The organism is Rhodoblastus sp., assembly GCF_052145335.1.
Lineage (GTDB): Bacteria > Pseudomonadota > Alphaproteobacteria > Rhizobiales > Beijerinckiaceae > Rhodoblastus.
The window spans coordinates 17,222-30,073 of record NZ_JBKQOU010000344.1; the positions used below are offsets into that span (position 1 = coordinate 17,222).

A 12,852-nucleotide genomic window follows, 5' to 3' on the forward strand; every position below is an offset into this window, starting at 1 on the left:
GCATGACGCTGGAAAACGCCAGCCTCGCGCCAACGCCGGATCGGCCGGTTTGCCGGTTCGCGCCATCGCCCAATGGCTACCTCCATCTCGGTCACGCCTATTCGGCCTTGCTCAACCAGCTTTTTGCCGAGAAAAGCGGCGGGAGGCTGTTGCTGCGCATCGAGGATATCGATCCCGAACGTTCGCGCCGCCACTTCGAGACAGCGCTGCTCGAGGATCTGGGCTGGCTTGGCCTGGTCTGGGAGGATCCCCCGCGCCGCCAGTCGGCGCATATGTCCGATTATCGCGCGGCGCTGGACGAATTGTCGCGACGCGGCTTAGCCTATCCCTGTTTCTGCTCCCGAGCGGAGATTGTTCAAGCCTGGGGTCAACGAACCGAATGGCCGCGGGATCCCGACGGCACTGCGCTTTATCCCGGAACCTGTCGCGATCTGTCGCCGGCGGAGCGAGTCTCGCGAATTACCCGCGGCGCGCGGTTCTCCTTGCGGCTTGACATGACGAAAGCTTTGGCGGAGACCAAAACGCAGCTGAACTATCGGGAATTTCATGAAAGCGACGATGGCGTGGTTGTCGTTGCGGAACCCGTACTCTGGGGAGACGCGCTGATCGGTCGTCGCGACGTGCCTGCCTCCTATCATATCGCCTGTATTGTCGACGACGATATCCAGGGGGTGACGGATGTCGTGCGCGGCGTCGATCTCGAGGCAGCGACCGGACTGCAGCGGCTTTTGCAGGCGCTGCTTGGTCTAAAGACGCCCGTTTATCGCCATCACCGTCTGGTGACGGACGAACAGGGGCGCAAATTATCGAAAAGCAAGTCGGCGATCTCTTTGCGGGATTTTCGCACGCGAGGCGCAACGCCGGACAACTTGCGTCAAAAACTCGCGCGAAGGATGGGCCGGACTTTATAAAGATTTCGAAGAAGAATGGCGGACAAATCGTATCGAGGCCGAGGAAATCTGCCCGCTTAAACAGCGAAGTATCGTTTGTCTCAGGGCTGCATGACGACCGGCGTGCCAACGCTGACGCGACCGAAAAGGTCGGAAACATCTTCGTTGAGCATCCGGATGCAGCCGTAGGACGCGCGGGTCCCGATCGAACCGCGCATCGTCGGCGAAGTGCCATGGATGGCGATCTGGTCGCGATCCAACGTCATGGCGGCGACACCCATCGGATTGCGCGACGAGCCCCCTTTGATCAGATTGGGCAATCCCGGATGATCGTGCTTGACGACGGCGGGAGGGGTCCAGTCGGGATGAAAATATTTTCCCTGAATCCGCGCGGAACCCAGCCATTCCTTGCCCGGCTTGGCGACGGCGACCGGATATTGGATCGCCGTGCCATCATTGAGAATATAATAAAGCTTACGCTGGCTCATGCTGATGACGATCGTCCCGGCATCATAAGAGGAGCGGAAGGTAACGACGTGGGTATTGGCCTGAGCGGGGCCCGTGGGCGCGGACAGTCCGAATAGGCACGCGCCAATCAGCGCGGCGGCGTGAAAGTTCTTGTGCTGACGCATCGACAACTAACTCCGACAGGGAACGTCGCCATAGGACGGCGATCATTCAAAACTGCCGGCAAGAACTTTCGAAACTAGCGTAACGGCCCCGCAGCCTGCCCAAAATTTGCCGGACTGGTAAAATTGTCGTTACCCAGACTGAATCGCAGCAAAAAAGCCGGGCGATTTTTCGCCCGGCTTCCAAAGTTCACAAGATACGACGACGATTTAGCCGCGATTCTGGATCAGGTCATCGACCACCGTCGGATCGGCGAGGGTCGAAGTGTCACCCAGCGAACCGAAATCGTTTTCGGCGATCTTGCGCAGGATACGGCGCATGATCTTGCCCGACCGGGTCTTTGGCAGACCGGGCGAGAACTGGATCACGTCGGGTGAGGCGATGGGGCCGATTTCCTTGCGCACCCAAGCCACCAATTCCTTGCGCAGTTCCTCGGTGGGCTCGATGCCTTCCATCACCGTCACATAGGCGTAAATGCCCTGGCCCTTGAGGTCGTGCGGATAGCCGACAACGGCGGCTTCCGAGACAGCCGCGTGAGCGACCAGCGCGCTTTCGACTTCCGCGGTGCCCATGCGGTGACCGGAAACATTGATGACGTCATCAACGCGTCCAGTGATCCAATAATAGCCGTCGGTGTCGCGGCGGCAGCCGTCACCGGTAAAATATTTCCCGGGATAGGTCGAAAAATAAGTCTGCTGGAAGCGCTCGTGGTCGCCGTAAACCGTGCGCATCATGCCCGGCCAGGAATCGGCGATGACGAGATTGCCCTCGCAGGCGCCTTCGATCTCGTTGCCGGACGCGTCCACGACCTGGGGCTGCACGCCGAAGAACGGCGTGGTCGCAGAACCGGGTTTCAGCGCTGTCGCGCCGGGCAGCGGCGAGATGAGAATGCCGCCGGTTTCCGTCTGCCACCAGGTGTCGACGATCGGGCAACGCTCTTCGCCGACCACGCGGTGATACCATTCCCAGGCTTCCGGATTGATCGGCTCACCGACCGAGCCAAGCAGCCGCAGGCTTTTGCGCGAAGTCTTCTTCACCGGATCTTCGCCGGCGCCCATCAGCGAGCGGATCGCGGTCGGGGCGGTATAGAAAATATTGACCTGATGCTTGTCCACGACGTCCCAGAAGCGGGAGATCGACGGATAATTCGGGATGCCTTCAAACATCAGGGTCGTCGCGCCATTGGCGAGCGGGCCATAGACGATATAGCTGTGGCCGGTCACCCAACCCACGTCAGCGGTACACCAATAAATGTCGCCTTCGTGGTAGTCGAAAATATATTGATGGGTCATCGACGCATAGACGAGGTAGCCGCCCGTGCAATGCACGACGCCCTTGGGAGCGCCGGTCGAGCCAGAAGTGTAAAGGATGAACAGCGGATCTTCTGCGTTCATCTCGGTGGGCGGGCAATCGGGCGAGGCTTTAGCCACTTCTTCATGCCACCAGCAGTCGCGGCCCTCTTTCCAGGCGACGTTGCCGCCGGTGCGCTTGACCACGATCTGGGTCTCGATGATGTCGCCGGTCTTGTCGATGGCGAGATCCGCGTTGACTTTCAACGGCACCTTGCGGCCGCCGCGCAGACCCTCGTCAGCGGTGACGATGACTTTGGATTTGCAGCCCTCGATGCGTCCGGCGACCGAGTCGGGTGAGAAGCCGCCAAAAACGATGGAGTGGACAGCGCCGATGCGGGCGCAGGCAAGCATGGCGTAAGCCGCTTCAGGTATCATTGGCAGATAAAGAGTTACCGTGTCGCCCTTTCCGACGCCTTTCGACTTCAGCACATTGGCGAAGCGGCACACTTCCTCGTGCAACTGCTTGTACGTGATGTTCTTGGATTCGGAAGGGTTGTCGCCTTCCCAGATGATCGCGACCTGATCGCCGCGCGTGGCCAGATGCCGGTCTACGCAGTTCATCGAGACGTTGGTCGTGCCGTCCTCGAACCATTTGATCGAGACGTTATGTGGATCAAACGAGGTATGCTTGACCTTGGAAAAAGGTTTGATCCAGTCGATGCGTTTGCCGTGTTCTGCCCAAAAACCTTCCGGATCGGAAATGGAGCGCGCATACATTTCCTTATATTTGGCGTTGTTGATAAAGGCGCGGTTTTCCCACTCCGTCGGAACGGGATAAATTTTCTCCGACATTACTTCCTCCCAGCCAAAAACCCACGCCGCTGCTTCGCCGCAGCGCGCGCCGTCTGATCGGGGCGCATTATGGCCTATCGGCTCAAAGCCTCACAAGCCGGGATCGTGTCACACTTTGGTCCTGCGACCTTGGGGGAAGCCTGAGTAATCGCTTCCATACCTAAATTCTGATTGGCTTAAGCCAGGTATCGGTGGAGAAAGCCTAGTGCCGCGTCCGCGTCACTGACATTCCTTGCGCACCTTGTCCAAAGCTTGGGAAAGTCCGGCAAGCGGATAGGTGTCGGTCGTGATCTTGCCTTTGGTCGAAGAGGCTTTCACGATCAATTTCGAGCCTTTTTTCATTGCGTCGATGAACCGGCTTTCTTCCGCGGGATTCTTAATCCAGGCGTTCGAACCCTTGGCGATCAAACCAAATTCGTCGTCGCCAATCGAGGCCTGTGCTTCGCCGCCGTCCTTCATGGCGAAGCCCATGATGATCGATATTTCGTTTTTGACGTTTTCCGCGGGGCGGTATGATATGAAAATATAGGCGGCGTCGCGCTTTATCTTGCTGGGTTCGCGGGTTTTCGGCTGGGCGAGGGCGTAGCAGGTTTTCGACTTGCCTTGGGTTTCATAGGCGCCCCATTCGCCAAAGGTTCCGATCGACGCAGCCTTGCCGGAATCTTTCCCCGCTTTGGAGTCCTGGGGCTTGGTGTCGCGCCCTTTTTTCTTGTCTGCTTTGGTTTGGGAGGGTTTGGCGCCGCTGTCCTGGGCCGGGGCGGCGCCCGCGGGCTCGAGTGTCAGGGCGAGGGCCATCGCGACGCCGGTCAGCACGGTGCGCAGACGATGAGAAGAAGTTAGATTCATGAAGCAACCGTGGGCTGGATGGACAGGAAACGAATCAATTCAGCCGGATAATAGCGCTAATCCGCGTGATGCTGGAATGGCGGCCTGGAATGCGGCGACGCGGGCCATTAAGCGGAGAAACAGGCGAAAATCGGACCGCTGACAACACGGGCGTCTACAGCCTATAGTCGCCACGACGGACGGTTGCCTGCTCAAACGGAAAAACTCAATGATCGCTGCGCTTTGTGAAAAATACGGTCCGCCCGAAAACCTCGTTCTGCGTGAAATGCCCGATCCCGCGCCGAGCTCAGGAGAAGTTCTCATTGCGCCGGCAAGGGTCGCGCTGAATTTTTTCGACACTTTAATTATCGAAAACAAATACCAGCTCAAACCAGTGCTGCCCTTTTCGCCCGGCGGCGAATTTTGCGGCCGGGTCGTCGCGTTGGGCGCGGGGGTAAAGGATTTCGTGATCGGCCAAAGGGTCGCGGGCTATTGCTCTTATGGCGCCGCTTGCTCTCGTCTGGTTCTGCCGGCAGCCAACTTGATTGCTGTTCCAGATAATGTGAGCGATGATCAGGCCGCCGGCCTTTTCGTCACCTATGGCACGACCCTTCATGCCTTGCGCCAGCGGGCGGATTTGCGGAAGGGCGAAACCCTCGCCGTCCTCGGGGCCTCGGGCGGCGTCGGTCTGGCGGCGGTGGAGATTGGCGCGGCAATGGGCGCGCACGTCATCGCTTGCGCCTCCTCGCCCGAAAAACTGCGCTTCGCGCAGGATTTCGGGGCCCATGACGGGCTTGATTATTCTGTTGAAGATATCAAGGAAGGGCTTAAAAAACGCACTGCAGGAAAAGGCGTCGATTGCATTTATGACGCGATCGGCGGCGCTTACAGTGAAGCCGCCCTGCGCGCCATGGCGTGGAAGGGGCGTTTTCTTGTTGTCGGCTTTGCATCGGGAGAGATTCCGAAAATTCCGCTCAATCTGACTTTGCTCAAAGGCTGCGCGATCGTCGGCGTCTACTGGGGAGAATTTGTCAAGCGCGAGCCGCAGGCGCATCTCGACAATATGATCCAAATTCTCGATTGGACCGCCCGAAAAGTTCTGTCTGCTCATGTCCATTCCGTCTATCCTTTGGCCGAGATCGCGGAGGCGCTTAACGTGTTGAAGAGGCGACAGGCTCAGGGCAAGATTCTACTTTCCGTCCGGCAATAGTGTTTTTGCTCTGGCTTAGCGGCCAAAGCTTTCGTAGGTTAGTCTTCATTGTAGCGCGTATGTCGCGCTGCGTCCGGAACCCTTTATCTGAGGATGCGCTGCAATGGCTTTCTCGAACCGCCTGCGAAATTTCATCGCCGTCGCCCTGCTCGGACTGAGCCTTTCGGCATGCGGCTACAATACCATCCCCACGGCTGAGGAGACCGCCAAGGCGCGCTGGGCGGACGTTGAGAACAATTACCAGCGCCGCGCGGACCTCATTCCCAATCTTGTGGCGACGGTCCAGGGATACGCCAAACAGGAAAAAGACGTGCTGACCGGCGTTGTCGAGGCCAGGGCCAAGGCGACCCAGGTTCATGTTGACGCATCGCAGCTCACCGATCCCGATAAAATCAAGCAGTTCCAGGACGCGCAGGCCCAACTTTCCGGCGCGCTTGGCCGGCTGCTGGCGGTCAGCGAAAACTATCCCGACCTGAAATCAAACCAGAATTTTCTTGCCCTGCAATCGCAGCTTGAGGGAACCGAAAACCGTATCACCGTGGCGCGGCGCGATTACATCGCCGCGGTGCGTGAATATAACCTGACTCTGCAGACTTTCCCATCCATGCTCTGGGCGATGACCGTGTTCCGCAGCAAGAAGCCCATGGCGTCATTTACCGCCAGCGAAGGCGCACAGACGCCGCCGACCGTCAAGTTCTGAAAGGTTTGCGGGCGCGCCAATGGCTCAAGCCCAGCTCCACGGTCGTTTCGCAGCCGGCGCCTTGAGGCGCTGGCTGCCTTTTTTCTGTTTTTTTCTGGCTCTCATCGTCTCGGGCGCCGCCTTCGCCCAGGCTATGACTTTTCCGGCCCTCACGGGACATGTCGTCGATCAGGCTAATCTCCTGCCCGCCGACACGCGCCAGGCGCTGGAGCAAAAACTCGCGGCGCTGGAAGAAAAGTCCGGCATTCAGTTCGTTGTCGCCACGCTTTCTTCCCTTCAGGATCAAGAGATCGAGCCTTATTCCAACGAATTGTTCCGTCATTGGGCTTTGGGCGAAAAGACCAAGAACAATGGCGTGCTGCTCGTCGTCGCGCCCAAGGAAAAAAAGGTGCGCATCGAGGTCGGCTACGGCCTCGAGGGCACGCTGACCGACGCCTTGTCGAAAGTGGTGATCGCCAACGCCATGGCGCCGCGCTTCAAGGCGGGCGATTTTCCGGGCGGCATAAACCGTGGCGTCGATGACGTCATCACCATTTTGACCACCGATTCCAATGAATGGACGAAAAAGCCCCAGGTTCGTGCGGACGATCAGGACGCTGTCCTTGATGCGATTCTTCCTTTTCTGATCGTCGCTCTGGTCATTTTCCTGATCTGGAGCAACCGCGGCGGCGGCGGCCGGGGCGGCCGCGGCGGCGGCCCGTTCATTTTCCTGCCCGGCCCAGGCTCCTACGGCGGCGGCGGTTTTTCCAGCGGCGGCGGGTTTGGGGGCGGCTTTTCCGGCGGCGGCGGCTTTTCCGGCGGCGGCGGCTCGTCCGGCGGCGGCGGCGCGTCGGGGGGATGGTGATGCGGGAATATGCGGATGAAGCTGCGATCGTCGCGGCGGTGCGGGCGGCGGAAACGCGGACCAGCGGACAGATCGTCTGCGTTCTCGCGCGCCGGTCCTGCGACACTAGCGCCCATGCAACGCTCTACTCGGCAACTCTGGCTTTGCTCGCGCCCTGGCCCCTGCTCGCCTTCACGCAGTTGTCGGCGCAGCACATCTTCGCGGTGCAAGCAGCGGTTTTCATCGCCGCCTTGCTCCTTCTGAACTGGACAAGGCTCGGTTTGGCGCTGACTCCGCGCGGTCAGCAAAGGCGGCAGGCATTCCGCGCCGCCGCCGAGCAGTTTTTCACGCTGGGAATGACGCGAACCCGAAATCGCACCGGCGTGCTGATCTTCGTGTCGCTGGCCGAGCATTATGCCAGGATCGTCGCTGACGAAGGCCTGAACGGCAAAATCACCGAGGTCGAGTGGCGGGCGGTGATCGACGATCTGGTCAGGCGCTTGCGGGAGGGCCGCGTCACCGAAGCTTTCGTCGTTGCTGTCGGCCAAACGGGCGAGCTGCTGGCGCGCGTTGCGCCGCCGGATGGCGGAAACAATGATCTGCCCGATCGGCTCGTGCGAATAAACTAATCTTTAATTTCCGCCCCGCAGCGCGGCGAGCAGTTTCTTGCCGGCGCGGCCGTCGCGTTTCATGCCGTTTTTCTGTTCGTAATCGGCGACGGCCTCGCGGGTTTTTGTCCCCATTACGCCGTCATGCTTGCCGCCGACGTCATATCCGCGCTGCTCCAGCAGAACCTGCACTTCGCGGCGTTCGGATCGCGAAAGGCCAGGATCGTCGGTCGGCCATGGCGTGACGATGCCCTCCCCGCCCTTCAGCCGGTCCGAGAGCACGCCGATGGCAAGCGCATAAGACTCGGCGGCGTTATAAGAATAGAAGGCGTCGAAATTGCGCGAGACGAGAAAAGCTGGGCCATGAGGCCCCGCAGGCAGCAACAGGCCGAAAGAGCCCGGTCCGGACAGGGGCTCGCCGTTGATTCGGGTGAGGCCGCGGCCAGCCCAGACCGATAGGGTCTGCTTGCCCCCACGACCCGACGGTCCGTGGTAGCTGGTCGGCAGTTTCACCTCGTATCCCCAGGGCAGGCCCGTAATCCAGCCAGCCTTGTGCAGGAAATTGGCGGTCGAGCCGAGTGCGTCGGGAACCGAACCAACGACATCGCGGCGGCCGTCACCATCCATATCGACGGCGAGGCTCAAAAAGGTCGATGGCATGAACTGTGTGTTGCCAAAGGCGCCCGCCCAGGAACCCTTGAAATCCTCGAGTCCGATATCGCCGTGATCAACGATCTTCAGCGCCGCCATCAGCTCGCGCCGAAAATAGTCCGAGCGACGGTTGGGAGTGCAGGCCAACGTTGTCAGCGATTGAATGACCGGCCGCGCGCCATAAGTTTTGCCGAAATCCGATTCAACGCCCCACACCGCCACGACCGCGGCGGCGTCGACGCCAAAGCGGTGCTGCGCCGCCAGGGCCGCCTGCCTATATTCAGCGAAACGCTGCTTGCCGTCGCGTACCCGTTCGTCATCGACCAGTCCGGTAATATAGTCCCAGATAGGGGTCGAAAATTCGGGCTGGACGCCCAGAAAGCTCGTTGCGTCATTGGGCTGGAGCCCGTCCAGAGCGCGTGAAAGCGTCGTGGGCGAAATGCCGCTAGCGGCGGCCTGAGCCTTGATTTGCTCCTTGCAGGAGTTGAAATCGGCTCGCGCGCCCTGATTAAGGGCGACAACAGCAGAGAGAGCGAGAATCCAAGGCTTCATGGCCAGAGTCTACCGTGATTCTCGCGTCGAAAGAATTGAAAAAGCGTCCGCTGCTAGATCCACGGCCGCTCATTGGCGATCCTGGACTCGAACTCGGCGATCTTCGGAGCCTTGACGAGGGTTTGGCCGATATCATCGAGGCCCTCAAGCAGGCATTGTTTCCGATGCGGATCGACGTCGAATTTAACCACGCCCCCATCGGGACCGCGAATTTCCTGGGCTTCCAGATCGATAGTCAGAGTAGCGTTTGCGCCGCGATTGGCGTCGTCCATCAGCTTGGCAAGATCGGCCTTAGAAACTTTGATCGGCAGAATGCCATTTTTGAAGCAATTATTGTAGAAAATGTCGGCGAAACTGGTCGAGATAACCGCGCGCACGCCGAAATCGAGCAGGGCCCAGGGCGCGTGTTCGCGTGACGAGCCGCAGCCGAAATTATCTTCCGCCACCAGAATCCGGGCGTTGCGATAGGCGGCCCTGTTCAGCACGAAATCGGGATTTTCCGAGCCGTCGTCATTGTAGCGCAGTTCGGAAAAAAGTCCCTTGCCCAGGCCGGTGCGGGCGATTGTCTTCAGATATTGTTTGGGAATGATCATGTCGGTGTCGATATTGGTGATCGGCAACGGCGCGGCGACGCCAGTCAATTTGATGAATTTTTCCATTTTTCAGGCCCAGATAAGTACGCCGGTTCGGCGGATTGGTTGGGAATTGACTTGGGATTTAGCAAAGGGGGGCGACGACGGCAATGGAATGCTGCGACATCGGCGTTCTCAATGCGCCTCCTCCTCGAGGCGCTCCATATCCTCATCGGAAAGGCCAAAATGATGCCCGATTTCGTGCACCAGCACATGCCTGACCAGATCGCCGAGCGAATCGTCGCCCTCGGCCCAAACATCGAGTATCGGACGGCGATAAAGATGCACCATATTAGGCAATTGGCCGGTGGCCACGCTTTCCCTATGCGCCAAATCACGGCCGCGAAACAGGCCGAGCAGTTCGAATTCTGATTCGGCGTCGAACTCCAGCAATATGTCGTCTTCGGGAAAATCTTCGACGCGGATGACCAGATCTTCGCAGTAACGTCGAAACTTCCTGGGCAGGTGGCGAAAAGCCGCCTCGGCCATAATCTCGAATTCTTCCAGCGACGGCGCCCTTCGCGCTGTCCAGTCGAGCGCCGGCGGTCTTGCGCTTGCCATCCTCGCTCCTTGTAGTCAGTGGCTCGCGATCATTTCCCAGTCTTGACGGTCAAGGCGATTTTCGGCGGTTTGGCCAGGGTCTGGAAAACTACGCAATAGCGTTCGGTCAGTTTCGTGAGCGCGTCGATCCGCTCCTGCGGTTCGTCGCTGTCGAGGTCGAAATAGAGCCTGATGTCGGTGAAGCCGACGGCGGCGTCCTTGGCTACGCCAAGCGTGCCGCGAAAGTCGAGATCCCCTTCCGCCCGCACAGCGCCGCCCGACAAGCGGAAATCGATCGACGTCGCAACGGCCTTCAGGGTGACGCCCGCGCAGGCGACCAACGCTTCCAGCAGCATGTCGCCGGAACAGGCCTGCATGCCGCTGCCGCCGGTCGCCGGATGCAGTCCGGCCTCGATCAGCGCTCGCGAGGTCGAAACCTTGCATGCCAGCCCCTCGCCGGACAGATCGCCCTGCGCCTTGAGTGTGACCACGGCGGATTGGCTGTCCGCCTTGTATTTTTCCTTCAACGGCGCTTGCAGTGCGCGCAGGGATTCGGCATCCATCAGCGTCACCATCGTTTGGTCAGTGGAAGTGGCGCAGATCAACGAAATGACCGGCGATCGCCGCCGCCGCCGCCATGGCGGGCGAGACGAGATGCGTGCGGCCTTTGAAACCCTGGCGGCCCTCGAAATTGCGGTTCGAGGTCGAAGCGCAGCGTTCGCCCGGCGCCAGACGGTCGGGATTCATCGCCAGACACATCGAACAGCCTGGCTCGCGCCATTCGAAACCGGCGGCGAGGAAAATTTTGTCCAGACCTTCCGCCTCCGCCTGCTCCTTGACCAGACCGGAGCCGGGAACGACCATGGCGTTGACATGGCCAGAGACCTTACGGCCCTCGGCAATTTTAGCGGCTTCGCGTAAATCCTCGATGCGGCCGTTGGTGCAGGAGCCGATGAAGACGCGGTCGATATGGATGTCGGTCGGCTTTTCGCCGCCTTTGAGACCCATGTAATCCAGCGCGCGTTGGATCTTGGCGCGCAAGGCCTCGCTCTGACCAGCCTCGACGCTTGGCACGATTCCGTCGATCGCCACCACGTCTTCGGGGCTCGTTCCCCAAGTCAGCAGTGGCGGCAAATTGCCGGCGTCGAGTTCGACAATGGCGTCGTAATGCGCGCCCGCATCGCTTTTCAGCTGAGACCAATAATGGATCGCTCGCTCCCAAGCCTCGCCTTCCGGCGCCTTGGGACGGCCCTTGAGGTAAGCGAAGGTCTTTTCGTCCGGCGCGATCAGGCCGGCCCGCGCTCCGCCTTCGATCGACATGTTGCAGACCGTCATCCGGCCTTCCATCGACAGCGATTCAATGGCTTCGCCGGCATATTCGATGACATAGCCGGTGCCGCCCGCCGTGCCGATCTTGCCGATGATCGCCAGAGTGATGTCCTTGGCGCTGACGCCCTCGCCGAGCTTGCCATTGACCTTGACCAGCATGTTCCTGGCCTTGGACTGGATCAAAGTCTGGGTGGCAAGCACGTGCTCGACTTCCGACGTGCCAATGCCATGCGCCAAGGCGCCGAAAGCGCCGTGGGTGGATGTGTGGCTGTCGCCGCAGACGATGGTGGCGCCGGGCAGAGTGAAACCTTGTTCCGGGCCGATGATGTGCACGACACCCTGGCGACGATCGTGTTCGTCGAAATATTCGACGCCGAAATCGCGGGCGTTGATCGCCAACTGCTCGATCTGCGCTTTGCTTTCGGGATCCTGGATCGGCAGCGACCGGTCGGTGGTAGGCACATTGTGATCGACCACGGCCAAGGTCTTTTGCGGGGAATGAACCTTGCGATTGGCGAGGCGCAGCCCTTCGAAAGCCTGTGGGCTGGTCACTTCATGGACCAGATGGCGGTCGATATAGAGCAGGGCCGTACCGTCCGGCTGGATGTCGACGACGTGATCGTCCCAAATCTTGTCATAGAGGGTGCGCGGCTTGCCGGAGGTCTCAACCATAATTCTTCATCCCCGTCGCGATTTTGGCGCGGCATTCCTGCGCCAGAACAGTTGTTTACGACATAGAATAGAGAGCGGCCGCGCCCGGACAAGGCCGGAGGCCGCATTTTCTGCGTTCAAACGCGAAAAGGCCGGCGCAGTGGCCAGCCTTCGCGAGAAATCAGCGCGAATGAGGCCTGTTCAGGCTTTCGGCGCCGCTTTGGCGGCCTTGGCCTTGGTGTCCGAACGTTCGGCGATGCGCGCGGATTTGCCGCGACGGTCGCGCAGATAATAGAGCTTGGCGCGGCGCACCTTGCCCCGACGCACGACCTTGATAGAATCGATCAGCGGACCATAGACCGGGAATACGCGCTCCACGCCCTCGCCGTAGGAAATCTTGCGCACGGTGAAGCTTTCGTTGAGGCCGCCGCCATTGCGAGCGATCACCACGCCTTCATAAGCCTGCACGCGGGTGCGCTCGCCTTCCTTCACCTTGACATTGACGATAACCGTGTCGCCCGGGGCGAATTCCGGAATGGTCTTGTTCGCCGAAAGTTTGGCGACCTGCTCGGCGTCGAGCTGTTCTATAATGCTGGGCATAATTTCTCCGTTCCGCCTTGCGGCGAGCGTTTCGGAACGCTGTTGTGAATTGGCGCCGCGGACCCGA

Annotated in this window: 14 protein-coding genes; 5 read left to right on the forward strand and 9 right to left on the reverse strand. The window is 59.9% G+C overall.

Annotation, left to right across the window (positions count from 1 at the left end; genetic code table 11):
• The first annotated feature begins 2 nt into the window (after positions 1-2).
• On the forward strand, positions 3-911 hold the full coding sequence (gene gluQRS / locus ACLP2E_RS20860; RefSeq protein ID WP_442463935.1) for a tRNA glutamyl-Q(34) synthetase GluQRS: 909 nt from the start codon (positions 3-5) through the stop codon (positions 909-911).
• An 80-nt stretch (positions 912-991) separates the two neighbouring features.
• Here gluQRS and ACLP2E_RS20865 read toward each other — a convergent pair whose 3' ends face one another.
• The 3 genes from ACLP2E_RS20865 to ACLP2E_RS20875 form a co-directional block, all read right to left on the reverse strand.
• Positions 992-1,522, reverse strand: a complete 531-nt coding sequence (locus ACLP2E_RS20865; protein ID WP_442466995.1) for a L,D-transpeptidase — start codon at positions 1,520-1,522, stop codon at positions 992-994.
• 207 nt (positions 1,523-1,729) lie between these two features.
• Entirely contained in the window at positions 1,730-3,664 is a 1,935-nt protein-coding gene (gene acs / locus ACLP2E_RS20870) for an acetate--CoA ligase (RefSeq protein ID WP_442466996.1), read from the reverse strand.
• A 219-nt stretch (positions 3,665-3,883) separates the two neighbouring features.
• Positions 3,884-4,510, reverse strand: a complete 627-nt coding sequence (locus ACLP2E_RS20875; RefSeq protein ID WP_442462793.1) for an invasion associated locus B family protein — start codon at positions 4,508-4,510, stop codon at positions 3,884-3,886.
• 208 nt (positions 4,511-4,718) lie between these two features.
• Here ACLP2E_RS20875 and ACLP2E_RS20880 point away from each other — a divergent pair, with 208 nt between their 5' ends.
• The 4 genes from ACLP2E_RS20880 (at position 4,719) to ACLP2E_RS20895 (ending at position 7,851) form a co-directional block, all read left to right on the forward strand.
• Positions 4,719-5,699, forward strand: a complete 981-nt coding sequence (locus tag ACLP2E_RS20880) for an NADPH:quinone oxidoreductase family protein (RefSeq protein WP_442466997.1) — start codon at positions 4,719-4,721, stop codon at positions 5,697-5,699.
• Positions 5,700-5,802: 103 nt separating this feature from the next.
• Positions 5,803-6,399, forward strand: a complete 597-nt coding sequence (locus tag ACLP2E_RS20885; RefSeq protein WP_442462791.1) for a LemA family protein — start codon at positions 5,803-5,805, stop codon at positions 6,397-6,399.
• 19 nt (positions 6,400-6,418) lie between these two features.
• The gene (locus tag ACLP2E_RS20890) at positions 6,419-7,243 is read left to right on the forward strand and encodes a TPM domain-containing protein (protein ID WP_442466998.1); all 825 of its coding nucleotides are present in this window, start codon (positions 6,419-6,421) and stop codon (positions 7,241-7,243) included.
• Positions 7,243-7,851: a TPM domain-containing protein gene (locus ACLP2E_RS20895; RefSeq protein WP_442462789.1), complete on the forward strand. Its 609-nt coding sequence runs from the start codon at positions 7,243-7,245 to the stop codon at positions 7,849-7,851. The genes ACLP2E_RS20890 and ACLP2E_RS20895 overlap by 1 nt, the downstream gene beginning before the upstream one ends.
• Positions 7,852-7,854: 3 nt before the next feature.
• On the opposite strand, the gene ACLP2E_RS20900 is transcribed toward ACLP2E_RS20895, so the two are convergent.
• The 6 genes from ACLP2E_RS20900 to rplS all read right to left on the reverse strand — a co-directional run bounded on the left by ACLP2E_RS20900 (position 7,855) and on the right by rplS (position 12,785).
• A complete protein-coding gene (locus ACLP2E_RS20900; RefSeq protein WP_442466999.1) occupies positions 7,855-9,033 on the reverse strand; it encodes a lytic murein transglycosylase in 1,179 nt (392 codons plus the stop codon).
• A gap of 53 nt (positions 9,034-9,086) precedes the next feature.
• Positions 9,087-9,692, reverse strand: a complete 606-nt coding sequence (leuD, locus tag ACLP2E_RS20905; RefSeq protein ID WP_442462787.1) for a 3-isopropylmalate dehydratase small subunit — start codon at positions 9,690-9,692, stop codon at positions 9,087-9,089.
• 108 nt (positions 9,693-9,800) lie between these two features.
• Positions 9,801-10,226, reverse strand: coding sequence for a metallopeptidase family protein (locus ACLP2E_RS20910; RefSeq protein WP_442462786.1), 426 nt, complete (start codon positions 10,224-10,226; stop codon positions 9,801-9,803).
• Between the two features lie 29 nt (positions 10,227-10,255).
• A complete protein-coding gene (locus ACLP2E_RS20915; protein WP_442462785.1) occupies positions 10,256-10,768 on the reverse strand; it encodes an OsmC family protein in 513 nt (170 codons plus the stop codon).
• A 19-nt stretch (positions 10,769-10,787) separates the two neighbouring features.
• Positions 10,788-12,206, reverse strand: coding sequence for a 3-isopropylmalate dehydratase large subunit (gene leuC, locus ACLP2E_RS20920; protein WP_442462784.1), 1,419 nt, complete (start codon positions 12,204-12,206; stop codon positions 10,788-10,790).
• A gap of 180 nt (positions 12,207-12,386) precedes the next feature.
• Positions 12,387-12,785, reverse strand: a complete 399-nt coding sequence (gene rplS, locus ACLP2E_RS20925) for a 50S ribosomal protein L19 (protein ID WP_442462783.1) — start codon at positions 12,783-12,785, stop codon at positions 12,387-12,389.
• Positions 12,786-12,852: the final 67 nt, after the last annotated feature.

Coding starts and splice junctions, on each gene's coding strand:
- gluQRS (WP_442463935.1), top strand. CDS start 3: ATGACGCTGGAAAACGCCAGCCTCGCGCCAACGCCGGATCGGCCGGTT.
- ACLP2E_RS20865 (WP_442466995.1), bottom strand. CDS start 1,522: ATGCGTCAGCACAAGAACTTTCACGCCGCCGCGCTGATTGGCGCGTGC.
- acs (WP_442466996.1), bottom strand. CDS start 3,664: ATGTCGGAGAAAATTTATCCCGTTCCGACGGAGTGGGAAAACCGCGCC.
- ACLP2E_RS20875 (WP_442462793.1), bottom strand. CDS start 4,510: ATGAATCTAACTTCTTCTCATCGTCTGCGCACCGTGCTGACCGGCGTC.
- ACLP2E_RS20880 (WP_442466997.1), top strand. CDS start 4,719: ATGATCGCTGCGCTTTGTGAAAAATACGGTCCGCCCGAAAACCTCGTT.
- ACLP2E_RS20885 (WP_442462791.1), top strand. CDS start 5,803: ATGGCTTTCTCGAACCGCCTGCGAAATTTCATCGCCGTCGCCCTGCTC.
- ACLP2E_RS20890 (WP_442466998.1), top strand. CDS start 6,419: ATGGCTCAAGCCCAGCTCCACGGTCGTTTCGCAGCCGGCGCCTTGAGG.
- ACLP2E_RS20895 (WP_442462789.1), top strand. CDS start 7,243: ATGCGGGAATATGCGGATGAAGCTGCGATCGTCGCGGCGGTGCGGGCG.
- ACLP2E_RS20900 (WP_442466999.1), bottom strand. CDS start 9,033: ATGAAGCCTTGGATTCTCGCTCTCTCTGCTGTTGTCGCCCTTAATCAG.
- leuD (WP_442462787.1), bottom strand. CDS start 9,692: ATGGAAAAATTCATCAAATTGACTGGCGTCGCCGCGCCGTTGCCGATC.
- ACLP2E_RS20910 (WP_442462786.1), bottom strand. CDS start 10,226: ATGGCAAGCGCAAGACCGCCGGCGCTCGACTGGACAGCGCGAAGGGCG.
- ACLP2E_RS20915 (WP_442462785.1), bottom strand. CDS start 10,768: ATGGATGCCGAATCCCTGCGCGCACTGCAAGCGCCGTTGAAGGAAAAA.
- leuC (WP_442462784.1), bottom strand. CDS start 12,206: ATGGTTGAGACCTCCGGCAAGCCGCGCACCCTCTATGACAAGATTTGG.
- rplS (WP_442462783.1), bottom strand. CDS start 12,785: ATGCCCAGCATTATAGAACAGCTCGACGCCGAGCAGGTCGCCAAACTT.